Annotated in this window: 22 protein-coding genes and 3 pseudogenes; 11 read left to right on the top strand and 14 right to left on the bottom strand. The window is 44.8% G+C overall.

Going from position 1 to position 22230, the window contains the following annotated elements:
* Nucleotides 1-418 precede the first annotated feature (418 nt).
* Nucleotides 419-580: pseudogene (locus tag SO_RS13045) on the bottom strand (IS256 family transposase); the annotation flags it as partial.
* A 176-nt stretch (nucleotides 581-756) separates the two neighbouring features.
* On the opposite strand from SO_RS13045, the gene SO_RS13040 reads away from it, so the two are divergent.
* On the top strand, nucleotides 757-1506 hold the full coding sequence (locus SO_RS13040) for a 3-oxoacyl-ACP reductase family protein (protein WP_011072743.1): 750 nt from the start codon (nucleotides 757-759) through the stop codon (nucleotides 1504-1506).
* Between the two features lie 61 nt (nucleotides 1507-1567).
* On the opposite strand, the pseudogene SO_RS13035 reads toward SO_RS13040, so the two are convergent.
* Nucleotides 1568-2403: pseudogene (locus tag SO_RS13035) on the bottom strand (IS3 family transposase); the annotation flags it as partial.
* Nucleotides 2404-2465: 62 nt separating this feature from the next.
* Here SO_RS13035 and SO_RS13030 point away from each other — a divergent pair.
* Nucleotides 2466-3668 (top strand): IS256-like element ISSod4 family transposase, encoded by a 1203-nt coding sequence (locus tag SO_RS13030; protein WP_005054087.1) that lies wholly within the window; start codon nucleotides 2466-2468, stop codon nucleotides 3666-3668.
* Between the two features lie 32 nt (nucleotides 3669-3700).
* On the opposite strand, the pseudogene SO_RS13025 reads toward SO_RS13030, so the two are convergent.
* The 7 genes and pseudogenes from SO_RS13025 to SO_RS12995 form a co-directional block, all read right to left on the bottom strand.
* Nucleotides 3701-4004, bottom strand: a pseudogene (locus SO_RS13025) (transposase); the annotation flags it as partial.
* A gap of 147 nt (nucleotides 4005-4151) precedes the next feature.
* Nucleotides 4152-4493 carry a replication protein RepA gene (locus tag SO_RS13020; protein ID WP_011072742.1) on the bottom strand — a complete coding sequence of 114 codons (342 nt, stop codon included), beginning with the start codon at nucleotides 4491-4493 and terminating at the stop codon, nucleotides 4152-4154.
* Nucleotides 4480-5148 carry a nucleotide-binding protein gene (locus SO_RS13015; RefSeq protein WP_011072741.1) on the bottom strand — a complete coding sequence of 223 codons (669 nt, stop codon included), beginning with the start codon at nucleotides 5146-5148 and terminating at the stop codon, nucleotides 4480-4482. Before SO_RS13015 ends, SO_RS13020 begins: the two co-directional genes overlap by 14 nt.
* A 77-nt stretch (nucleotides 5149-5225) precedes the next feature.
* Entirely contained in the window at nucleotides 5226-5528 is a 303-nt protein-coding gene (locus SO_RS13010) for a PilZ domain-containing protein (RefSeq protein WP_011072740.1), read from the bottom strand.
* Between the two features lie 149 nt (nucleotides 5529-5677).
* Complete coding sequence (locus tag SO_RS13005; protein WP_011072739.1) at nucleotides 5678-6082, bottom strand: phosphate-starvation-inducible protein PsiE; 405 nt, start codon at nucleotides 6080-6082, stop codon at nucleotides 5678-5680.
* 153 nt (nucleotides 6083-6235) lie between these two features.
* Nucleotides 6236-7408, bottom strand: coding sequence for an NnrS family protein (locus SO_RS13000; protein ID WP_011072738.1), 1173 nt, complete (start codon nucleotides 7406-7408; stop codon nucleotides 6236-6238).
* Nucleotides 7409-7705: 297 nt separating this feature from the next.
* Nucleotides 7706-8215, bottom strand: coding sequence for a DUF2062 domain-containing protein (locus SO_RS12995; RefSeq protein ID WP_011072737.1), 510 nt, complete (start codon nucleotides 8213-8215; stop codon nucleotides 7706-7708).
* Between the two features lie 32 nt (nucleotides 8216-8247).
* Between SO_RS12995 and SO_RS12990 the strand changes: the two genes are divergently transcribed.
* Genes SO_RS12990 through SO_RS12975 form a run of 4 tightly spaced genes read left to right on the top strand, consistent with a single transcriptional unit; the run spans nucleotide 8248 to nucleotide 13584 of the window.
* Entirely contained in the window at nucleotides 8248-10569 is a 2322-nt protein-coding gene (locus tag SO_RS12990; RefSeq protein WP_164925726.1) for a DNA internalization-related competence protein ComEC/Rec2, read from the top strand.
* 32 nt (nucleotides 10570-10601) lie between these two features.
* Nucleotides 10602-12407: a lipid A export permease/ATP-binding protein MsbA gene (gene msbA, locus SO_RS12985; RefSeq protein WP_011072735.1), complete on the top strand. Its 1806-nt coding sequence runs from the start codon at nucleotides 10602-10604 to the stop codon at nucleotides 12405-12407.
* Entirely contained in the window at nucleotides 12408-13415 is a 1008-nt protein-coding gene (lpxK, locus tag SO_RS12980) for a tetraacyldisaccharide 4'-kinase (protein WP_011072734.1), read from the top strand.
* A complete protein-coding gene (locus tag SO_RS12975; RefSeq protein ID WP_011072733.1) occupies nucleotides 13405-13584 on the top strand; it encodes a Trm112 family protein in 180 nt (59 codons plus the stop codon). Before lpxK ends, SO_RS12975 begins: the two co-directional genes overlap by 11 nt.
* Nucleotides 13585-13702: 118 nt before the next feature.
* Here the strand turns inward: SO_RS12975 and SO_RS12970 are convergent, their stop codons facing one another.
* Complete coding sequence (locus SO_RS12970; protein WP_011072732.1) at nucleotides 13703-14167, bottom strand: hypothetical protein; 465 nt, start codon at nucleotides 14165-14167, stop codon at nucleotides 13703-13705.
* Here SO_RS12970 and SO_RS23410 point away from each other — a divergent pair.
* Both SO_RS23410 and SO_RS12965 read left to right on the top strand, forming a co-directional pair.
* Nucleotides 14161-14283, top strand: coding sequence for a hypothetical protein (locus SO_RS23410; RefSeq protein WP_274544324.1), 123 nt, complete (start codon nucleotides 14161-14163; stop codon nucleotides 14281-14283). The two genes, SO_RS12970 and SO_RS23410, sit on opposite strands and share 7 nt — an antisense overlap.
* 47 nt (nucleotides 14284-14330) lie before the next feature.
* The gene (locus SO_RS12965; protein ID WP_164925885.1) at nucleotides 14331-15020 is read left to right on the top strand and encodes an energy-coupling factor ABC transporter permease; all 690 of its coding nucleotides are present in this window, start codon (nucleotides 14331-14333) and stop codon (nucleotides 15018-15020) included.
* Between the two features lie 29 nt (nucleotides 15021-15049).
* Here the strand turns inward: SO_RS12965 and SO_RS12960 are convergent, their stop codons facing one another.
* From SO_RS12960 to SO_RS12950, 3 genes are all read right to left on the bottom strand, one after another.
* Nucleotides 15050-15406 (bottom strand): glutathione S-transferase N-terminal domain-containing protein, encoded by a 357-nt coding sequence (locus tag SO_RS12960; protein WP_011072730.1) that lies wholly within the window; start codon nucleotides 15404-15406, stop codon nucleotides 15050-15052.
* Nucleotides 15407-15603: 197 nt separating this feature from the next.
* Nucleotides 15604-18813, bottom strand: a complete 3210-nt coding sequence (locus tag SO_RS12955) for a DUF748 domain-containing protein (RefSeq protein WP_011072729.1) — start codon at nucleotides 18811-18813, stop codon at nucleotides 15604-15606.
* Between the two features lie 251 nt (nucleotides 18814-19064).
* Nucleotides 19065-19445: a VOC family protein gene (locus SO_RS12950; RefSeq protein ID WP_011072728.1), complete on the bottom strand. Its 381-nt coding sequence runs from the start codon at nucleotides 19443-19445 to the stop codon at nucleotides 19065-19067.
* Between the two features lie 352 nt (nucleotides 19446-19797).
* Here SO_RS12950 and SO_RS12945 point away from each other — a divergent pair, with 352 nt between their 5' ends.
* The 3 genes from SO_RS12945 (at nucleotide 19798) to SO_RS12935 (ending at nucleotide 21118) form a co-directional block, all read left to right on the top strand.
* The gene (locus SO_RS12945; RefSeq protein ID WP_011072727.1) at nucleotides 19798-20502 is read left to right on the top strand and encodes a DUF445 domain-containing protein; all 705 of its coding nucleotides are present in this window, start codon (nucleotides 19798-19800) and stop codon (nucleotides 20500-20502) included.
* Nucleotides 20503-20580: 78 nt separating this feature from the next.
* A complete protein-coding gene (locus tag SO_RS12940) occupies nucleotides 20581-20928 on the top strand; it encodes a VOC family protein (protein ID WP_011072726.1) in 348 nt (115 codons plus the stop codon).
* Complete coding sequence (locus tag SO_RS12935; RefSeq protein ID WP_011072725.1) at nucleotides 20903-21118, top strand: DUF1289 domain-containing protein; 216 nt, start codon at nucleotides 20903-20905, stop codon at nucleotides 21116-21118. The genes SO_RS12940 and SO_RS12935 overlap by 26 nt, the downstream gene beginning before the upstream one ends.
* 181 nt (nucleotides 21119-21299) lie before the next feature.
* Here SO_RS12935 and cdd read toward each other — a convergent pair whose 3' ends face one another.
* Nucleotides 21300-22190, bottom strand: a complete 891-nt coding sequence (gene cdd / locus SO_RS12930) for a cytidine deaminase (RefSeq protein WP_011072724.1) — start codon at nucleotides 22188-22190, stop codon at nucleotides 21300-21302.
* Between the last annotated feature and the right edge of the window lie 40 nt (nucleotides 22191-22230).

Here is a 22230-nt window from a genome sequence, read left to right as displayed (position 1 = left end):
ATAAAAAAGTGATTGTAATTCGCATATTAAACGAAAAGAGAGCGTTGTAAACTATTAGTAATAAACATCATTAGTACGGATACTTAAGTTCTGATATAAAAAATATTAACGCTTAAGTGTATGAGTAGCGTAGATTGGTTAGGTCATCAATTGTACGGAGCACTTACGTTTTCACCTTATTTAAGCTGTACTAGCTCAGACCTGATCTGACAGTCGCCCAGAGACTATAAAGTTTTCTGTGTAAGTGGTTGTTTATTATAATGTAGTGGCATAGTGAATTTGGCCACCTAATAAGAAATGTTATGATCCCCTCATAACCCATTTAGGTGACAACATGAATAAAAGTAAACGTGCACGGTATAGCACTGCAATTAAGCTCGAAACCGGAGGCTGTTCATAATTCTGTGTCAGGTTAATTTCACAGATCGATATGGTTTTCTAAGCGCCCCTCAAAATGGATTGAGAGCTGTGATAGCGTCAAATTCCAGTTTTGGATAGGATGAGTCCAGCGCTCAGAGGCCTTCAATATACCTGCGTAAAGCAGTTTGAGTAAACTGTTCTCGTTAGCAAAACCGCCCTTCGGAGGCAGGACTTCGTGAAGGTCACTTTAGTGACTTAATAAGAGGAAGTGAATCACGTAAGCTACGACTAAAGTATGAAAATGCGTGTTAATCAGCGGGCGGCAGCCATATTGTGATGGATTAACAACGCTGTTCTATACAATCAACCTTAACCTCCCTATTGAGTGAACTAACTATGAAGTCGTCGAATAATCTGCAAGGTAAAGTGGCTTTTGTACAAGGTGGTAGTCGTGGTATTGGTGCCGCTATCGTTAAGCGTTTAGCGAGTGAGGGCGCCGCGGTTGCCTTTACTTATGTGTCATCAGAAGCCCAATCCCAATTACTAGTGGATGAGGTGATAGCACAGGGCGGTAAAGCCATTGCTATTAAGGCTGACAGCACAGAGCCGGAGGCTATTCGCCGTGCCATTCGTGAGACCAAAGCGCATTTAGGTGGCTTAGATATTGTGGTCAATAATGCGGGCATCCTGATTTGGGATAGCATCGAAAATCTGACGCTAGAAGACTGGGAGCGAATCGTTAACACTAATGTGCGCAGTGTTTTTGTGGCGAGCCAAGAAGCTGCGTTGCACATGAATGACGGCGGCCGGATTATTAATATTGGTAGCACTAACGCTGAGCGTATTCCGTTTGTAGGAGGGGCAATTTACGGCATGAGTAAATCGGCTTTAGTCGGTTTAGCCAAAGGACTCGCGCGGGATTTAGGCCCACGAGCCATTACGGTGAACAACATCCAGCCAGGCCCTGTGGATACCGATATGAACCCTGATAATGGTGATTCATCAGAGCCAATTAAAGCGATTGGCGTACTGGGGCGTTATGGTAAAGCCGAAGAGATTGCCAGCTTTGTCGCCTTTATCGCTGGCCCAGAAGCGGGCTACATCACAGGGGCGAGTCTGATGATTGATGGTGGGTTTTCAGCTTAAGCTCAGCCTGTAATATCATTTAGGCAAAAAGTGATCTGTACCTGTAGCAATGGACACTTTGCTAAGCACTATTCTTTAATTCAAAGTTATTAGGGCTAAGATAGCCAAGCGAACTATGCCTTCTCGTTTTGTTGTAATCAACCGCTATATATTCAAATATACGCTGGCGCATGCTTTCTCTCGTCATGCTCGGCTCACCCTGCAACGTTTCCACTTTCAGTGAATGAAAGAAACTCTCTGCACAGGCATTATCCCAGCAATTTCCTTTACGACTCATGCTTTGTATCAACTGATGTTTTTTATCAAATATCCATAATCATGCGAGCAGTATTGGCTGCCACGATCACTATGAAGAATCACTTTTTCCGGGAAGCCTCGGCGGAATAATGCCATTTTAAGCGCATCACAAACCAGTTCAGCGGTCATTCTACTGTTCATTGACCAGCCGATAACTGCACCTGAATGTAGGTTAATAATCATCGCCAAATACAGCCAGCCCTCACTCGTCATCAAGTAGGTAATATCACCGACCCACTTTTGATTTGATCTTGTCGCGGTAAAGTCTTGCTCAAGCACATTGGGAGCGATAGGGGACGGGTGATTACTGTCTGTCGTGACCTTAAACCTGCGGGCAGTCTTAGATACTAACCCTTGACGCTTCATGCCCTTGCGTATTGTTTTTATATCAACCTTGTCACCTTGCTCTGCTAAATCAGCTTGAATACGCTTTGCGCCATAGCGTTCTTTCGACGCCCAGAATGCCGCCTTTATCTTACTATCACGTTCAGATCACTTCAGTGCCCTTGAACTCTGAGTCAGAGCCCCCTTACGCCAAGCATAATACCCACTACGCACCAGCACCATTCGCTTAAGAGTGAACAGGTGCTGATGCTCAAGATAAAGGTAGTGTTCATAATTCTGTGTCATTTCAGTAAAATATTCAAAAACAGGAATGACACATGACCCAACCTTTTAACTTCGAACAAGCCCTTAAAGATCTGCAATCAGGTAAAAGCCTCACAGGTAAAGACAGCATTCTTGGCCCACTGATCAAGCAACTCACTGAAGCGGCTCTCCAGGCTGAGCTTGAGCAGCATTTAGCGCATGATCCTCAGCCTAATCGTAAAAATGGCAAAACCCCTAAGACCATTAAGCATCCGTCCGGTAACTTTGAGTTAGACGCTCCTAGAGACCGCAATGGCACCTTTGAGCCTCAGTTGATTAAGAAAAATCAAACTACACTAACCGATGAAATCGAACGTAAAGTGTTGTCGATGTTCAGTATAGGTATGAGCTATCGCGATATTAATCAACATGTTGAAGATATGTATGGGCTCAATGTGTCTAACGCAACAGTCAGTGCTATCACTGACAAACTCATCCCCGAACTTAAAGCGTGGCAACAGCGCCCATTAGATAGCCATTATCCTATCGTTTGGCTTGATGCGATACATTATAAAGTCAAAGAGGATGGGCGTTACGTCAGTAAAGCCGTTTACACATTGTTAGCGCTTAATATGAAAGGAAAAAAGGAAATTTTAGGGCTTCACTTATCCGAAAATGAAGGCGCTAATTACTGGCTATCCGTACTGACCGATCTTAATAATCGTGGTGTAAAAGATATTCTTATCGCCTGTGTTGACGGCTTGACCGGTTTCCCAGAGGCCATAGCCAGTATCTTCCCTCATACGGAAACACAGCTATGCGTTATCCACCAGATCCGCAACTCAATGAAGTATGTCGCCTCAAAAAATCAGAAAGCGTTTATGGCTGATTTAAAGCCTGTGTATCGAGCCGTGAGTAAAGAAGCCGCAGAGATGGCCTTGGACGAACTGGAGGCCAAATGGGGTGATGCTTATCCGTTGGTAATCAACTCTTGGCGTCGCAAATGGCATAATTTGTCCCATTATTTTAAGTACCCAGAACATATCAGGAAAGTGATTTACACGACCAATGCGGTTGAGGCTGTACATCGCCAATTTAGAAAGCTCACCAAAACCAAAGGTGCATTTCCTAATGAAAATAGCTTGTTGAAGCTACTTTACGCAGGCATATTAAACGCCTCAGATAAATGGACTATGCCAATCCACAATTGGAGCCTTTGTTTATCTCAGTTAGCGATTTATTTTGAAGGACGTTTAGATAGCGTGCTAGAAATTTAAAAATTAGCCTGACACAGAATTTTGAACGCCCTCAGGATAAACTCGAATCTGGCTATTTTTGATTCTTCGCGAAGTAGGTAGCCGCCTTTTTAAGATGGCTAAATCTTCTGTTTGCTCTGCTAATTGACGTTTTAAGCGGGCAACTTCTGCGTCCAACTCAACTTCAAGTTCACTGGAAGTTATTTTATGTTCTGATGCACTGCGCCAGTTATATAGCTGTGAGTTATATAACTTGAGTTCTCTGGCCGCTGCGGCCACTCCAATTTTATCGGCGAGGCTTAATGCTTCTACTTTAAATTCAGCAGTATGGATTTTATGTATTTTGTGTGTTGACATGGTTTCACCTTGTTAAATGATTTTACTCACTTATCAATGTGTCCAAAAGTGTTGGTACGGATCATGTCTGATTCAACCTTGAATCGGTAACGTGACTGATTACCTGTTGATTAATCAACCAAAGTTTATATCGTTGTCCAAAAAAGATTAATGCTCATCTTGCTTACTTTTATTTACCACTTCAAATTGCTCTGCAATGGTTTTTTGACTGAATTCATCAATCAGAATACGCAATAAGCGGGACTTGGCGATTTTGGTTTCTTTGGCGAGTCTATCCAATTGAGCAATACTGGTTTCAGTTAAGGTGAAAGTGGCATGGCGATAAATTTTGGCTGACTTTTTATCTAAGCCTGCTGGCTCAGCAGGGGGGATAGCTAAAATACTCGCCTTGCCTGAAGCGTAGTTATTAGCATCTTCGATAAAATCCTCAACAGAAACCGCTTTGATGACTTGTTTAGGTTTCTTGCGTTTAAGATCAGTTAAGCTCATAACTATTTTCTGGAGGTAAGGTGAATAGCTCATCCACTATGGCGCGGATCTCATCAGCCGCTTTGCCATCCGGCTCAATTTCTATCACGGACGAGCCTTTTTCCTCACTGTCATCGTAGATGTTTCGGCAAAAAGTCACCGAGTTGAGTACGCGTAATCCAAAGGATTGGACAACCTCTTTGGCCTCTAAAATACGTTTTACTTGGGTGGGCAGAGCTGGGCATTGGGTTAATACAATGGTCGCGACCATTTTTGGGTTAACCATTTTACAGGTGCTGAGCATATCTTCCATATGAGGTAAGGTTTTTAGATCGCGCCGTTTTGGCCTGAGTGGGATCACAACGTAAGTGGCCACCGACATGGAGGCGCGCATGGCGAGGTTATCTTGACCGCCACAGTCAACAATCACGTAGTCGAAGCGTTCATTCAGGCTGAGTAAATCGTTACGAATTTTGCCGTAGAGTTGAATGCAGTTGATGGCTGGTAAGCTAGGGTCGTTATTTCGCGCTTGGATCCAATCAGATGTGGTTCGTTGTGGGTCACAGTCGACCATTAGTACATTGGCGGCAAATTTTTGCTTAATATAAACTGCAATGTTTTGTGCAAGACAACTCTTGCCGCTACCACCTTTTTCCCCACCCACCAGCAATATCATAGCAATGTCCTTTGTACTAATAGTTCAACTAATTCAGTGTAGAACAGCTAAATCGACCCTGCGTAGCTGGATTGAAATTAAAGCAATTGCATGGCGACATGATAGCTTTGATCATGGCGTTTAGAGCAGCGACAAACTTGACCTTTTACGCTATTTTGCTGGGATGTATCAGGATTAAAGGTCACTCTAACTAAGTCACCCAGTGCAAATGGTTTTTTATAATCAAACAGAATGCCTCTACGGGCGAGATCGATACATACGCCTTCGTCAGCATGTTCAACGCCATTTTTATCTGTCCAATGTAAGAGTACGCGCTCGGCTTCCATATCCACCCGAAGTGAGTTGCGTTTTTCTTCAAATCCAACTGGATGTTCACCCATAACTCAATTGCCCCGTAAATAATTGATCTCAGTACAACTAGCATAATTGCTTTTTGGCAGAATACCAGTGTGAAGCGAGGTCTTTGGTTGGGATTTAAGCGGGGGAGAGTGGCGCCATTGAGCTTGGTTGGCAATGGCGCGCAATAGGGTTAGTTATCGTATTCCTGATTTTTAGGATAGGGCATTTTTAATTGGCCCCAACGGATTACGATTACCGTTGCTGCGAGGATTAAGGTCGAAAGCGATATCGCGGTGATACGCCAGTCATCCATGCTCTTCATATCTAAGATCAAGTAACGGGCAAGGGCGACAATGGCGATATACAGTGGCATGCGTACGGGTAATTTACCCGATTCCGCATAATTGGCCACCATGGCGAGCACTTCGAGATAAATAAACAATAACAACAGATCGGCAAGTGCGACTGCACCGACATTGAATACATGGACAATTTCTTGGCCAATAGCGACCACAGTCGCAATTGCGATGATGATTAATACCAGATGCTCAACTGCTTTTAAGCCTTTGGCACCGTATTGACGATAAAATGGCATGGGTTCTCCCTACTCAATATTTTTGTAAATAGTAACAGTAAAAATACCTTGGGTAGGGAAAAGAGGCGCGATTCTATGTGACTCAATTCACAAGATAGCAAATGGTCATCAGCCACAAGCATGGAGTGATAAAGATTATTCGCATTACTTTGCTTAAACAGGGCGTCCATCGACTCTAACGCGGCAAAGCATAGGCGCATAACAGTAACAGAAACAACCAAAAGCAAGCATCCAACAAATAATCGCAGCGAGCATTAATTCGATAAACCACGCACTAGGTAAACCCGCTAAAACACGCAGCAGCGCAGCGAACAAGATTAATCCAAAAGCCAATGCCATTGGCCGAGCAGGTTTAAGCGGCCTGCCCGTATGGCCGAGCGATACGCGAGACATCATTGCGAGGATCATTCCACCGAGTCCTCCAACGGTAATGGCATGCATTCCTACAGAAAGCGGCAGTCCAGTCGCAATTAGCCCTAAACCAATGGGGATGCATAAGTAACTTAAATGCAGTGACCATAACAGCGGTACGGACCAACTGGCGTGCCATCCCCACCGCGACCAGCGCAGCAATAATACACAGCCCGCGATACCTGCCAAAGAGCGCGTCAATAATAACTGCGTTAAAAAGAGGCTAGCGATGAGCGCTAATAGGCTGGCAAAGCTTAAAAATTCCAGTAATGGAATGGGCATTGGTTTTTGCCATTGGGCTGCGCGTTCGGTAAAGAATGGGATCACTCTGCCGCCAAGCAGAGCGACTATCACGGCAATGAGAATGATTGCGGCATAAAGGCCATTATGAGTCCAATGCAATTGATCCGAGATTAAGCCGTAATAACTCAACCCATTAAAAAGCGTGAGTAAACTGAGTATTGGGATAAACACAAAGTTGCGCCATTGACGTACTTTAATTACTGAAATTGATAATAAAACCGCAGTTAATGGTAAAAACAGCAAGTCGATGATCATGGTTATCACAAACGGAATATCTAGCGGTAAAATAAATAAGAGCCTTGGAAGTAACCAAACAATAAATAATCCAGCGAGTGGTAAGCCTTTTAACCCTGGTTGCCCCGTCCAGTTTTGAACGGCAGTGAGTAAAAAGCCTGCTACGACGGCACACACAAAACCGAAAATCATCTCATGGCCATGCCACCATAACGGATTTATGCTGTTAGGAAGCAAAGCGTTACCGGCAAGAAATCCTCCCCATATCCCTAAACTTAACAGGCTAAACAGGCTCGCGAATAAGAAAAAAGGTCTAAAACCTAAGCGAAAAAGTGGCAGTTTAGGTTGTAAATATGCAGGTTCATCAATATTGAGCATAATCAAGGCATTGTAGTGAATGACGATAAGGTATTTTAAGCTGCAAATTAAATGAATGTATATATCCCCTTATGAGTAAACTCAAAGTAAGCGTTCGAGTTAGGTTTTAGAGTGGGGTGATAAAGGTGGTTTTATCGGTGTGGTTCAATCTGCAGATAAGGTGTTAAGAGATATAAAGAGGGAAATATTTGACACGATTAACGCTGAAGTAACGAGGGTAAACTTGTGCTTAACCTGTTGAATTAAATAAATATGTATTCAATGAAACAAGTTAAGCCTTTGTGCTGAAAATACAAATTATTTGGTCTTACGCTTTTGCCACTTAAACATGATTGAGTATTTCCAAAGATTACTGATCATCAAATACCCTACAGCGGAAAACCCGACGCCTAATACTAAGCAACCCAGCATGAATGCAGGTCCAATCGTGGCTAATGAGGATTCTATCCACTGCCAGCTTGCTTCAAAGGCAAATTCCTGTGGTGCATGGCCCAGAATTTTTGCACCTAACAGATAAGCTCCATAAAACATCACTGGCATAGTGAGGGGATTAGTGATCCAAACTAAAGCAACGGATACAGGAATATTGACATTAAAAAGGATAGCGAAGGCGGCGGCGACCACCATTTGAAAAGGCATTGGGATCCAAGCGACAAACAAACCGATGGCAAAGGCTCCTGGTGCTGAACGTCGATTAAGCGCCCATAGATTAGGGTTATGTAATAAGCGTCCGAAAATGCGTAGGTGTTTGTGCTCACGCAGGGTTTCAGGCTTAGGCATAAATCTTTTTATTAATTTTTTTGGCATAGGCTGAAATTGCTGTCTTAACTTAATTCACTATGAATGGATTAATGTTTGGCTTTAGTGCCACCTTACTGTCAGCGATGTTATGGCCTTCGCTGCTGCCAATTGGTTGTCTACCCTACTTATGCCTTGGGGCTCTCATCTTATTCAAAAAAGCACCTAGCTTATCAGGCGCACTCTTTGCGATGTTTTGGCTAACAGGGTTTTGCTTAGTGTTATCTCGACAGGATCTTCCTTTACCACAACAGCCTACACAGGTGAGGGGCGAAATCATATCACTAGTTAGTCAAAACAGCGACTGGGTTAGCTTTGATATTGTTGTCGATAAACCAAATTTAATCTTGGGTCCAAGGGCTAAGTTGCGGTTAACGTGGCAATCCGAGGCGGCACTACGAGTTGGGCAAGTTTGGGACTTCACCTTTATGCCTAAAAGTATATCGAGTGTACTGAATCAAGGAGGGTATAACGAACAAAAGCAATTGATTAGTCAACATATTGTAGGTAAAGGCCGCGTCATACATGCAACGCTTCACGCGGAATATTTCTCATTAAGAAATCACTTAATTACACAACTTACTCCCAAACTATCTGGGTTAATGCAGGGTGATATTCTGCTGGCGTTAATTCTTGGCGATGAACAACTTATTTCACCAGCAAAGTGGCAGGCACTAAGGCAAACGGGCACGGGTCATCTGGTGTCGATATCAGGATTACATTTATCGGTGATCACCGCTTGGATTTGTGCCAGTGCCTTGTTTTTACTCACGCGTTTAGCACCGCATCCGAGTCGGCGCAATTTGGTGCTTGCACTTATGTTGGCAGGGAGCAGTGCATTGTTTTATAGCTATTTAGCGGGCTTTGCTGTACCAACCCAGCGTGCGTTAGTGATGATTTTATTGATCATGTTATTGAGTTTATTAAGACGCTATTCGAGTGCATGGGACCGTTTACTGTTTGCCTTGTTTGTCGTGTTATTGATTGATCCACTCGCTTGTCTGAGTGCAGGTTTTTGGCTGTCGTTTAGTGCGCTGGCGATTATTTTATATACCTTAGAAAGTGCACAGGTAGCACGGTCTATTGATAGTAACCAGACCTTGTTTGCAACGTCGTGTGTCAGATTAAGACAGTTTTGGGCAATTCAATGGCGCTTAAGCCTGATACTGGGGTTGGTGCAAGCTATCTTTTTTGGGGGAGTGAGTATTCATAGTTTATGGATGAATATGCTGGTTGTGCCTTGGTTCAGTTTGCTTGTTATTCCACTGTCAATGCTCGCGTTTCTTGTTTGGTGGTTAGGTGAGTTGTTTGGCCAATCGTGGATGGTACCGTTCCAACTTGCAGATTTATCACTGATGCCCTTCGGCAAATTACTTGAGGTCAGTGACGAGTTACCTGGTCATTGGCACAGTGTTTCTGACGGTATGTTGGCTTTATGCCTATGCGTGCTATTGGCGTTGACTTTGTGGAGATATATGCCGCATCGGCGCCAATATTGGCAGTGGCATTTGATGGCTGGTCTACTTTGCGTGCCAATGGCAATATTTGTTTTTCAGCGAATTGCTCAAGTGGAAACGGCGCAATGGACACTGCATTTACTCGATGTGGGACAAGGACTGGCTGCGGTGGTTGAAAAGGATACTAGGGCACTTGTCTATGATACGGGAGCTGCATTTGGCGAGGACTTTAGCTATAGCGAACGGGTGATTATCCCTTTTCTTAATACCCGAGGGTTAGCTGATATCGATTTTATTGTGATCAGCCACGGCGATAACGACCATGCGGGAGGCGCTCAAGCGTTGGCAAAAGCGTATCCTCAAGCAAACTGGATTACCGATGTTGACCACTTAAATGGACAGCCTTGTTTACCACAGCAAATTGAGTGGCAACAACTTACCTTACGCTTTATTTCCCCACAAACCCAAGCTGGTGGCAATAATGCCTCCTGTGTGCTGCGAATCGATGATGGTCAGCAAAGTCTATTACTGAGCGGCGATATTGAAAAGGAAACAGAGAGCGTCTTGATTGAACGGGTGAAAGCAGGGGTTATACTTAAAAGTCAGGTGCTTATAGCGCCGCATCATGGTAGCAGAACCTCTTCGACTCAGGCATTTATCGATTCGGTGGCACCGGAGTTAGTATTGTTTCCTGCAGGGTTGAATAATCGTTATGGCTTCCCAAAAGATGATGTTATCGAGCGCTATCAGGCTCGGCAGATCAGACACTTAACGACGGGGATGGAAGGCCAAATTAGCGTCACCTTCGAGCATGGGACACTTGAAGTAAAAACCTATCGACGAGATTTTGCGCCATTTTGGTATAACCGCTTGTTTAGATTTGGTGACTTGATTAATCCAGAGTAGAATGAGCACTTTGCCATAATTTAGTGTTACCAATGACAGCATCTCCTAAAAACGAAATGTGGACCGTATTCAAGCGATTAATGGGCTATCTCAAACCGATGAAGGGCATGTTTTTGCTTTCAGTTGTCGGCCTAATTGTGTATGGGCTTGTTGACGCGGCTTTTATTTCTTTTATCGGACCGTTTATCGATAAAGGCTTTTCCAGCAGCGCGCCTGCGATCAGTAACGGTATCGCACTCCCCACGAGCCAAGGCTTTCATGCCGATAACCAAGTGTTATTAATGGCGCCCATAGTGGTTATTCTCATGTTTTCCCTGCGTGGCTTTGCAAACTTCGTATCCACCTACGGTATCTCTTACATGAGCGCCCGGTTAATCATGGATATGCGCCAGCAAGTGTTTGAACATTATTTGAGTTTACCCGTAAGCTACATGGATAAAGAAAACACGGGGAATTTGATTTCAAAAGTGACCTTCGATACCGAGCAAATAGCCCGGGCATCGGGCAGCGCCTTGATTTCGATTGTTCGAGACAGTGTGACCATCATCGGTATGTTAGGGTTGATGTTTTACAACTCTTGGAAGCTTTCCCTGTGTATTTTAGTGATTGGTCCGATTATGGGAGTCGTGATCACGATTGTGAGTCGACGTTTTCGTAAGGTATCGAAACAAATCCAAACGGCGATGGGGGATGTCAGTGCTGCGACTGAGCAGATGATCAAAGGCCATAAAAACGTACTGGCTTTTGGTGGGCAAGAGACTGAGACCGCGCGTTTTGCCAAAATTAATGATAGAAACCGCCATCAAAATATGAAGCTTGCAGTTGCGCAGGCCGTTAGCCAGCCACTTATTATGGTGATTGGCTCGTTTGCTTTGGCCTTTGTACTCTATGCGGCGAGTCTGGACAGTATGAAAGCTGATCTGACCGCTGGTACCTTTGCGACAATCCTCGGCGCAATGATGGCCATGTTGCAACCCATCAAAAACTTAACCCGAGTTAATGCGGAGTTTCAGCGCGGTATCGCAGCATGTACCACGGTATTTGAACTTTTAGACACTGTGCCCGAATCCGATACTGGTACTTATACTGTCGCCCGTGCTAAGGGAAATTTACGTTTTGACAATGTCTCTTTTAGTTACGAAGGTCAGGAGCGCCGCGCTTTAGAAAAAATTGACTTTGAAGTATCCCAAGGGCAAACCTTAGCCTTAGTTGGCCGTTCAGGGTCGGGTAAGTCCACTATCGCAAGCTTAGTGACACGTTTCTACACCGGATTAGAGTCTGGCGATATTCTGCTTGATGATGTGAGTATTTATGATTACTCACTGAAATCATTACGTAGCCAAGTGGCTTTGGTGTCGCAGCAAGTCACACTGTTTAACGATACGATTGCGAACAACATCGCCTATGCCTATCCGGGAGAAGTGACTCGCGAGCAGATTATTGAGGCGGCGACCTTAGCTCATGCGATGGAATTTATCGAGCAACTGCCCGATGGCTTAGATACGCAAGTCGGTGAAAACGGTGTGCTACTGTCAGGTGGGCAGAGACAGCGGATTGCGATTGCGCGGGCCATGCTGCGCGATGCACCTGTACTTATTCTTGATGAAGCGACATCGGCCCTCGATACTGAATCAGAAAAAGCGATTCAGCAGGGATTAGACAATTTACGCCAAAACCGCACCTCAGTTGTGATTGCTCACCGTTTATCTACGATTGAAAGTGCCGATCAAATCCTCGTGGTCGATCAAGGTCGTATCGTTGAGCGCGGTACCCACAAATCGTTACTCGAACTTGGTGGCATGTATGCCAAGTTATACCAAATGCAGTTTGGTAGCTAAATGCAGGCGTTAGTTAATAAAATTTGGTATCAAGGCCACCCATTGCGGTGGCTGTTATTGCCATTATCAGCCTTATTTGCCTTTATTACTGCGTTTCGCCGTAGTTTATTTCGCTTAGGGATAAAATCGCAAACCACTCTGCCTGTACCTGTGATAGTGGTGGGTAACATTACCGTCGGTGGTAGTGGTAAAACACCCACAGTGATCTATCTGATTGAATTACTGCGTAACCAGGGGTTTAATCCAGGTGTTATCAGCCGGGGTTATGGTGCGCAGTTTCAAGGAGTCAAAGTCGTTACCGTAAAGGATGCTGCAACCGATGTGGGCGATGAGCCAGCCATGATTGTGGCGCGCACAGGCGTGCCTATGGTGGTGGGCGCTAAGCGGGTCGAGACTGCAAAAGCCTTGCTGACGCAGTTCGCCGTGGATGTCATTATCTGTGACGATGGCCTGCAACATTACGCCCTCGGCCGTGATATTGAGCTGGTCGTCATTGATGGTAAACGTGGCTTAGGCAATAGAAACTTGCTGCCCGCTGGGCCATTGCGTGAAGGCGAGTGGCGTCTTAACCAAGTGGATTTTGTGATCGTAAACGGCGGCCCAGCAGTAGCGAATCAATATGAAATGCAGCTTCGTCCTTGTGCCGTGTTACCTGTCAGTCCCGCTGTTACTGCAGAGTTTGACTCCACTCAGCCGCTGGTGGCCATGGCGGGGATTGGGCATCCCGCACGTTTTTTCGAGACGTTAACGCAGCAAGGCTATCAAGTGGCGTTATCCCATAGTTTTGATGATCATCAAGCCTATGATAAACGACAGCTATGCGAGTTGGCTGCATCTCGGCCCTTGATGATGACTGAAAAAGATGCGGTTAAATGTCGCGATTTTGCACAAGAAAACTGGTGGTATTTGGCTGTCGATGCCAAGCTATCGCCACAATTTGATCAACAGTTGCTGAGCCGATTACGCTCAGTGGCTGCAGCTAAAAAAGGAAAATCCCATGGCGTTTGATAAGAAACTGTTAGATATCGTTGCTTGCCCAGTGTGTAAGGGAAAGTTGGAATATGATAAGGTGGCGCAGCAATTGATTTGTAAGGCGGATAAATTAGCTTACCCCATTACCGATGGTATTCCTGTATTATTGGAAAACCGTGCCTTACCATTAACTGAAAGTGTTTGATTTTTTAGGCATAAAACTCAGCGTTATTGAACTTAACGGCTTGAGCTAAATAGTGTACTTGCGATACAACCGTGCATACGTTTAGAGAACAGGGCGATCATCTCGCCCTTTTCATGACTTAAAAGCGCACAAACTTTTGTTTATCCTCCTCGGTGGCACCTTCTTTACATTCGCCACGAATTTCTCCCCGACCCGATTCAATCATTCGGCTCAACTCAAAATAACCTTCACGGCAATAACCTGTCATTTCTAAGGTTTTCTCGAGCCCCAATTCAACTTGTCTACCCCAAATCTCGAGTTCATCTTCTTGCGCTTGGCGAAAACGACGTTGTTCGCGGGGATCCTGCGCGACTTGACGCATGCGTTCTTCATGGGGGAAGGGGCGTTCAGCGACGTCTCTTGCTGTGTATTCCTCCGCTAAACCTGCCTGATAGGTAAAGAGTTTAAGGCCATCTGCGCGGATATCTGTGGTGAGTTTGTCTTTAAATTTACCAGCAAATTCAGTAGGGTCTATTGGGGCGCTGCTGCAAGCGAGTAGAGTGAAGCAGCTTAATAATGTCAGGCTTATCGATCTCAATGGCATATCAAGGATTACTCTTAGATGATTTACTTAGCGAAGAATACCTTAATATGCCGCCCAATATCATGCAATTATGGGGTTTATTGATTAATGCTGGTAAAGAAGCTTATTCGCCCTAAAATATGGGTTAATTTCTCAATTGGGCATCTACTCAGGATCCTTAATGATGTTGGACTTTTTGGCCAAGCGACTTGCTGAAATTGACTGGAATATCAGCCCATTACAGGGTTTAAGTCTGCTACTGCTGGGACTGTGGATTTATGCTATTTGGCCTAAAGAAGAGTTACTGCAGGTTGTTAAGAATAAAGGTTTACAATGGCGGTTGTTATTAACCCTGATCGCGGTAAATACTCTGTGGCTTCTCAATGCCAGTATTCAAGCGGGGATTCATTTACATTTTTTAGGCATCGTCACTTGTCTATTGATGTTTGGTTGGCGTTTAGCGACGGTTGCCTTACTCCTCCCTAGTGCGTTTTTCAGCGTATTTGTCCTAAAGGTGCCGGCTGAGTTTGGTGCGTTTGGCTTGTTTGCAATAGCACTCCCGTTATTTTGCGCGTTTATGCTCTACAGCCGCAGTTACCATGTATTTCCTAAACATCTTTTTGTGTTTATTTTTGTTGGTGCCTTTATTAATGCAGGGCTATCGACTGTTTTCCATCAATTCAGCTGGGCATTTTGGCTTTGGTTGTCGACGGATTATGACTGGAGTATGTTAGTTGATAACTATCTGATGTTAATTCCGTTATTAGCTTTTCCTGAGGCGTTGCTAAATGGTATGGCGGTGACGCTGTTGGTGGTGTATCAACCCCAATGGTTGTTTGATTATTCTGACCGTGAGTATTTGTGGCGCAAATAACAAGCGCGCCGTTGGGCGCGCTTGTTATGCTAGGCAAAACGTTGATCTAAATAGCTGATGATATCCTTAGATTCATATAACCATTGCACTTGACCATTTTCTTCAATTCGTAAACAGGGCACTTGTTGCTTGCCACCTAGGGTGATGAGTTCGTCTTTATGTGGGGATTTTTTTGCATCCAAGGTTTGGATATTCAGCCCTTGACGGCGCATAGCTCGGCGCACTTTGACGCAGAAAGGACAAGCATTGTACTGATATAGCGCCAGTGCTTGAGTTTGCGCATCAATCTTTTGTTGTTCTGCCAGTGGGCGTTTGAGTTTCTTTGGCGCGAACACAAAGTTAAGCAACAAAATGATCCGGCCTAAAATCCAGCGAATAATGAACATAACTACCTCGAGTAAAAGTGTTTTGCTGTGCGAATGGGGGAGAACGTGAAATGTGATTCTGCTCTCATAAAGCCGCGGAGTGTAACCTAACGCCAACTTTAGGCCAAGTAATACAGAGTGGTGATGTTATCCCAATAACCAAAATAAAATGCCCAGTGAGAACTGGGCATTTTATTTTCTAGAGTCTAAGCGGCATATTATTTTGCTTCAATGCTCATATTCACTTGGGCTGCATCTTGATTGAGGCTGACACGACTTTCGAGGAGGAAAATACGTTCAGGGGCGATGCCTTTACTGTCGACAAGGTAGGCTTTGACAGATTTAGCTCTCTCCTGCGCTAAATCCCCCAACATGCCTTGGCTGACCGTTTGCGCTTTTACCGAGAGGTTATAAAGTGCGATATGCCAACGGGTGGTGAGCTCCTCATTACTGAGTGGGGTGTCTTTGGTTTCACTCGCGATATTGGCCTTCACATCCTCTGGATTGGCTTTGACTTCCTGCTCATAGAGTTTGATAAGTGCATTGGCCAGTGGTCCTTGCGATGGAAACTGACTTGGGCTGAGATCCGCTGGCAATTCCGTCGGCTGCATATTCGCTAAGGCAGCCAGCTTGCGTTTCATCATACGCTCCGCAATCACTTGGCTATCGTTTACTGCGTTGACACTGCCCTCAAGGCTAAGTTGCAGCATGGGTCTATCCCCTAATCCTTTGGCGAGTTTATCTAGGCTTGCTTGCTCGCGGGAAGTGAGGGTAAATTGGCCTGCATTAAAGGGGATCTTATCTAAGGTTTCATCTGAGCCAATAAGACCTGCAAGGAAAGAGAAGGGAGCGGTCACGGCTTTAGTAATCACATTGGTGATGGCTGTCATGATGATGCTACCTACGCTAAAGCTTGGAGAGTCTACATCTCCTGACACTTCCATCCCGAGGTCAATCACGCCGTGGCGATCCTGCAATAGGGCGATTGCTAACGTTACCGGCAAACTGGTGGCCAAATCACTGTTACTGCGTTTACCCAGTTTGAGTTGATCAATGACTAAGTGGTTACTGCCCTTGAGCTGGTTTTGCTCAAGTCTGTAGTTAAGTGCTAACGACAATTGGCCTTTATCGATGTAATAACCTGCATAAGTTCCTGAGTAAGGGTTTACTGAAGTTAGCTCAACACTCTTAAAGACGAGGTCTAAGTCAAGATAAGGTTTATCTAACAGAGGGTTAATATCCCCCTTTAACGTGACTGGCGCATAGCGATCAATTTTGCCTTTAATATCGACCGATGCCTTAGTGTTGGGCTTAGAAGATAAGTGGCTAATATGACCTTCGAGCTGTTCGATGCCTGAGGCAAAGTTTGGCGTTAGGGAATTATCGGCAAAAAATGCCGAGCCTTGGTTAAAGCTGATCTTTTGAATATCTAAGCTTAACTCGGGCTGTTTGGGTGCGGTTTTGGATGGCGCAACAGCATTCGTGCTGGTTTGTGCCGTTTGCTCGACGGCGTTAGATGCGTTTATGGCTTGCTGTTCAACAATCAGATTACTGATATTCGTTGTGCGATCCTTCGCGATAACGACCTTGGCGTAAGGCTTTTCAAAGCGTAAATGATCAATCTTGATTTGATTTTGTTGCTGGTCAAAATCAAGCTGATTAATATGCATTTTTTGCCATTTCACCAATGGTGCTTTACGGATATTGTCGAGGATATTCAAATCATCTAGCTCAACACTACCTTGATAAATGGCTTTACCTTTGCCATCGGCGTGAAGCTCCCCATCGCTACTGAATAGACCGCTTTTGAGCTGCATATTCACATAGGGCTCAAGGTAAGGTTGGAATTGGGCTACGGCCAGTTGCTCCACTTTGAGGTTAGCGCTAATCGCTTGTCCGAGCACATCGACTTGTCCCTTGGAGACAAAATGGCCTTTGTCGTTTAGCCCAAAGGAGAGTTGGTATTCAATTGGGGCTTTTAAATCGCTTACTATGGTTTGGGTTGCAAAATCTAATGGATAGACTCGCCATTGCTGCGCCGTTTTGCTGAGCTTTTGCTCCTCTAGCTGAATGTCATAGTTTTCGATACTTAGCCCATCAAGAGTGACAAGCCATCCATTGGCATTTTCAGTAGCACTGTTATCCGCCACAGCTTGCGAAGTGGTGGGGTTAGCGACTATCGCTTCAGATGCTTCAGGGGCAGTTGCTGTACTAGAGGTCGTTGCCATCGATTTGGGCATCAAGAGTGGCACTAAATCGATGCCTTGCTCATCCAGCTTGGCCTTAAGACTTAAGCCTTCACTGTGGATTTGCTTAATATTGATCCGCTGCTTGGCCAGATTGACGTTGATCCCATCCACCGCCAGCAGGGGTAGGGTGATAACCGATTGGTCGCCATTGAGCAAATTCACTTTTTCAACAATCACTTGCCCACGTTCTGCAGTGAGTTGTAATTCACCTTGTTCGGGTAAATCGACTTGGTAATGGGCCTTGATACTGAGCTCACCTGTCCCCAATTTGACATTGAATTGATCGGCAACAAATTGCCAAAGCGGAGCAAGTTTGAGTTTGGCAAGCTGTACATCCCCAACGAGCTTAAAGGGAAACAGCTGAAATTGTCCGGCAAGGCTCACTTCACCTGCGTGGGCATCCTGCAACTGGGCCACAAATTGGTTATGCACGATAGTCGTAGTGGCATTTGCCGCTGATGTTGCTGGAGTGGTATTCGCCGCCGTTGTTACTGGAGTGGCCTTGTTTGTCACTGCATTTTTGGTTGATGACGTCTTAGCTACGCTGGCAGGATTAGGTAACATCAGGTATTCAGTATCTAATTGACTGAGTTTGAAGTTGATATTGGGATAATCAATCAGCGCTTTTGTTATTTTATCGTCAAATTTGAACTTAGCTGCACTGACGTTTAACTCACCTAAGATAATACGCAAAGGACGTGATTGTTCAGTGTTGGTATCTGACTCACTGGGGGTTTTAGCCTGATTGAGCGTGGTAATGATGTCGTCAAAGTTGAACTGGGTTCCTCCAGGAGTTTGAAATCTACTGATATTGGCGAAGGGCGCCTGCAGCTGGATATGATCAATCACTAAGGCTTGATTGAATACTGACTGCCAAAAATGCACTTCAAATTGGAGCTGTGCTAATCCGGCAAAATCCTGATTATTTTTCTCTTTAACGGCGAGTTGGTTGATATTGACGCGGTAGTTAAAAGGATTGATATGCATACCCTGTAAACTGACTGGGCGCCCCAGCACCTGCGAAATCTTCTCAGGGGCGAAGGCGACTATGGCCTTGGGAAGCACTAAACCGAGGGCGATAAGGTAGCTTAAGTAGATAATCGTTAAATAGACGAGAATTCGTTGGTATCGGGGGCGATTAAAAAACGCGAGTTTTAACCGTGATAGCTGAGTTAACATAGTCAGATTAAGGCTCCAATACGCACGCTGGCGCGAAATCTATCAATAAATGTGGTTATTCTAGCGAATAATGCTTATGCGTGCATGAGTTGTTTTAAGTTTTTTTCAATTAAATCTGAGCGTTACCGTATGGCAACCGATGTAAGCCAGAAACCATATTAAGTCATAACCCTTACTTTACGAGGGCAACATTTTGTATTCAAGATGTATTATTTGATTACCACTAAGCATGCTTACACGAGTGACTTAGCTTAAGCTGTGAGATAACTTATTGCTGCGATAATGGCGCCTTGTGGATCTTTTATCCAACAAAAGCGACCCACTTTAGGAATATCTTCTGGGCCAAATAGAATATCGCCACCGAGCTTTTTAGCATTGATCGCGACCAAATCAACATCCGTTACCGTGACATAGCCTGTCCAATGCGAAGGCAATGCTGGTAGCAGATTATCGGTTATACCGCCAATTCCCACACCTTGGTTTTCAATCAAATGGTAGTGACCGTGAGGCATTTTGACCGTTCTAAATTGCCAACCAAACACTTCGCCATAAAAGCGCATGGCCTCTTCGGTGTTGTGGGTCGTGAGTTCATGCCAACCTAAGGCGCCAGCGGTATTAAATGCAGAGTCCATAAGCGCATCCTTATGTTTTACGTTATTGAGCGTTGTGGTGAGGCTGTTGCCATTTTTAGTGTAGACGATGCTTTTCAATAATTCCTAAGCTAAGCAAAAAATGCGTGATTATTTTTTACTGTAAATCATTAAACTAAGTTAATGTTAATTAATTAAATAACTAAAACGTCTTCTTCGTGTTTGCTTTGTTTTTGTCTTATTGTGGCTACAGCGAGTGTTTGCAGAGTTTGCAGATATTTTTCGGTTTATTGATAGGATTGGCATCATTTTACAGCATTAGACCTTGCTCCCCTTCGCTTGCTAAACTAGCGCTATTGACAATCCATGAGATAGCGTACGAGGGGATTAAAGATTGAATAAGAGTTTAGTGACTAATCTGTTGGCTGGCATTTGTGTGATCTTAGGATATGCACTGAGCTTACCTATTCTGTTTAATGTGGGGCTGTTTGCGTTATCTGGCGCCATTACCAACTGGCTTGCGGTGTATATGTTGTTTGAGAAAGTTCCGGGTTTATATGGTTCGGGAGTGGTGCCCTCACGGTTTGAAGAATTTAAGGTCGGCATTGCCCATTTGATGATGAAACAGTTCTTTACCACAGAAAACATCGATCGTTTTCTGTCCGAAAAAGAAGGTATAAGCCAAATCGATTTGGCGCCTGTGATTGAGAAAGTGGATTTGGCGCCGTCATTTGATGCCTTAGTCAATACCGTTGCGCAATCTTCATTTGGTGGCATGTTAGCCATGTTTGGGGGAACTGAGGCGTTAATGCCGTTAAAAGAACCTTTTATTGAGAAGATGAAAGCCTCGTTGATCGACATGGCCGAGAGCGAACAATTCCGCAATCTATTGAAGCAAGAGCTTGAACAGCCAAATATGATGGCCGATCTGCAAAATAAGATTGCTAATATCGTTGAGCAACGCTTAAATGAATTAACACCACAAATGGTAAAACAGATAGTGCAAGAGATGATCCAAACGCACTTAGGCTGGTTAGTCGTTTGGGGGGGCGTATTTGGTGGCGCCATCGGACTTGTCGCCGCCTTAGTGCAAGGTTAATCTGGCACTAGCCACCATTACGAAGGGAGCATCGGCTCCCTTTTTTATTGATAAATTTTTCATTCTGCAGGGAAGGTTATGAATCATCACACAATCAATTATTTAGAAATTCCAACTGCGGATATTGGCCGTTCTAAAGCGTTCTTCAATACTGTATTTGGTTGGCGTTTTGAGGATTATGGCCCACAGTACAGTTGCTTTATTGATGTGGGGATGACGGGTGGTTTTTATCAAGCCGAGGTCAGTTTTACCCTAGAAAAGGGCTGTCCCCTGATTGTGTTATACAGTCATGCCTTGGAGGAAACCTTAGCCGCAGTCATCGCGGCTGGCGGCAGCATTAGCACTGAGATTTTTAGCTTCCCTGGTGGGCGACGCTTCCATTTTATTGAGCCTGCGGGCAATGAATATGCGGTCTGGTCTGAGTAACAGTATCGAGCAGCCCTGTGTCCGACATTGCTGCCTTGATCAGCAGGATATCTGCATGGGGTGTTTTAGGCATCTAGAGGAAATCTTGGCGTGGCGCAGCATGACAGAGGAGCAGCGAAGCGCGTGTTATCAAAAAATGGCTGAGCGTAAAGCGGTTTTTATCGCAAAACGTTGCAGTCAAGGCGAGTAGCTAAAATAGACCTAAACATCGCGGCGCAACTTAGTTAATACCTAAGTAAAAACAGCTGCGCCGCGTTAACAAATTAGGTCGTGTTGACGTTTCGAGATGAGATGTTGTTATGGCAAGCTCATGCTCGCGAAACCACGCCAGCCAAATTGCGGCAAAAATAACCCTGAACAGTCAACTTATCCTAGATAGGATCAACCACAATGTGTTCAAGCTCTATGGCGGCAACGGCGTGTAATGCATCCATCGCCGCGCCCACTAAGCTGATTTTACCTTGGGATGATTCCACCAATACCGCGCGGCGGATCTCTGCAAAATCACGGTTATGCCGAGTCAGATTCGATAGGGCCATTTGCATTGGGAGCATCGATGGGTTAAACGCGGCGTTTTCAGCGTAGCGACCACAGTAGGTTGCGCCATCCGCGGTTTCTAATACAACCGCCGCATAGCTTTGGGTATAAGGCGCGTAGCTTAAGCCCGCATGATCTAAGGCTTCAATCACCATAGGATCGCTGCTATCGAGTGCAAATTCAGTTTCCTGCTTGACTAACAGCGGTGACTGAACATTTAAGTCCTTTGGTCCAAACGCGTAGGGCAGATAATAGGACAGTAAATGGCTATCTTGTGATGGCAAATGGATCTTGATTTGGCCACCATCGACTAATTCATTCATAAACTGACGACAATGACCGCAGGGGCTGGCGTTCACTATCATATCCACAATCTGGCTTTCGCCACTAAGCCACGCGTGACTAATGGCGCTTTGCTCAGCATGTACTGAATGGAAGAGGGCTTCGCCAGGCAGTTCAAGGTTGGCGCCCATATAAATGTCGCCACTTTTTCCTTTGGCAATCGCACCTACATAAAACTCACTAATCGGTGGTTTGGCCAAGGCGGCGGCAATAGGTAACAAAGCCAGTAACACCTCTGATTCGGTCATATTGCTGCTTTTGACTAACTCTGCCAGATGCTGTGCATCGATATGTCCCGCAAAACCTTGATGTAATAAGGGAATTAATGCGTCAGCCAATGGGGTTGGCAGCTGGGTTATGCTTCGGATAAATCTATCTTGCATTTCCCGACTCCTTGTTTGTTAAGTTCATGGAAGAACATTC

The sequence above is a fragment of the Shewanella oneidensis MR-1 genome, assembly GCF_000146165.2.
Lineage (GTDB): Bacteria > Pseudomonadota > Gammaproteobacteria > Enterobacterales > Shewanellaceae > Shewanella > Shewanella oneidensis.
The sequence above is the reverse complement of the archived record's forward strand: the minus strand, read 5'-3'. Positions and strand labels throughout refer to the sequence as shown.

Coding starts and splice junctions, on each gene's coding strand:
- SO_RS13040 (WP_011072743.1), top strand. CDS start 757: ATGAAGTCGTCGAATAATCTGCAAGGTAAAGTGGCTTTTGTACAAGGT.
- SO_RS13030 (WP_005054087.1), top strand. CDS start 2,466: ATGACCCAACCTTTTAACTTCGAACAAGCCCTTAAAGATCTGCAATCA.
- SO_RS13020 (WP_011072742.1), bottom strand. CDS start 4,493: ATGAGCTTAACTGATCTTAAACGCAAGAAACCTAAACAAGTCATCAAA.
- SO_RS13015 (WP_011072741.1), bottom strand. CDS start 5,148: ATGATATTGCTGGTGGGTGGGGAAAAAGGTGGTAGCGGCAAGAGTTGT.
- SO_RS13010 (WP_011072740.1), bottom strand. CDS start 5,528: ATGGGTGAACATCCAGTTGGATTTGAAGAAAAACGCAACTCACTTCGG.
- SO_RS13005 (WP_011072739.1), bottom strand. CDS start 6,082: ATGCCATTTTATCGTCAATACGGTGCCAAAGGCTTAAAAGCAGTTGAG.
- SO_RS13000 (WP_011072738.1), bottom strand. CDS start 7,408: ATGCTCAATATTGATGAACCTGCATATTTACAACCTAAACTGCCACTT.
- SO_RS12995 (WP_011072737.1), bottom strand. CDS start 8,215: ATGCCAAAAAAATTAATAAAAAGATTTATGCCTAAGCCTGAAACCCTG.
- SO_RS12990 (WP_164925726.1), top strand. CDS start 8,248: ATGAATGGATTAATGTTTGGCTTTAGTGCCACCTTACTGTCAGCGATG.
- msbA (WP_011072735.1), top strand. CDS start 10,602: ATGACAGCATCTCCTAAAAACGAAATGTGGACCGTATTCAAGCGATTA.
- lpxK (WP_011072734.1), top strand. CDS start 12,408: ATGCAGGCGTTAGTTAATAAAATTTGGTATCAAGGCCACCCATTGCGG.
- SO_RS12975 (WP_011072733.1), top strand. CDS start 13,405: ATGGCGTTTGATAAGAAACTGTTAGATATCGTTGCTTGCCCAGTGTGT.
- SO_RS23410 (WP_274544324.1), top strand. CDS start 14,161: ATGGCATATCAAGGATTACTCTTAGATGATTTACTTAGCGAAGAATAC.
- SO_RS12970 (WP_011072732.1), bottom strand. CDS start 14,167: ATGCCATTGAGATCGATAAGCCTGACATTATTAAGCTGCTTCACTCTA.
- SO_RS12965 (WP_164925885.1), top strand. CDS start 14,331: ATGTTGGACTTTTTGGCCAAGCGACTTGCTGAAATTGACTGGAATATC.
- SO_RS12960 (WP_011072730.1), bottom strand. CDS start 15,406: ATGTTCATTATTCGCTGGATTTTAGGCCGGATCATTTTGTTGCTTAAC.
- SO_RS12955 (WP_011072729.1), bottom strand. CDS start 18,813: ATGTTAACTCAGCTATCACGGTTAAAACTCGCGTTTTTTAATCGCCCC.
- SO_RS12950 (WP_011072728.1), bottom strand. CDS start 19,445: ATGGACTCTGCATTTAATACCGCTGGCGCCTTAGGTTGGCATGAACTC.
- SO_RS12940 (WP_011072726.1), top strand. CDS start 20,581: ATGAATCATCACACAATCAATTATTTAGAAATTCCAACTGCGGATATT.
- SO_RS12935 (WP_011072725.1), top strand. CDS start 20,903: ATGAATATGCGGTCTGGTCTGAGTAACAGTATCGAGCAGCCCTGTGTC.
- cdd (WP_011072724.1), bottom strand. CDS start 22,190: ATGCAAGATAGATTTATCCGAAGCATAACCCAGCTGCCAACCCCATTG.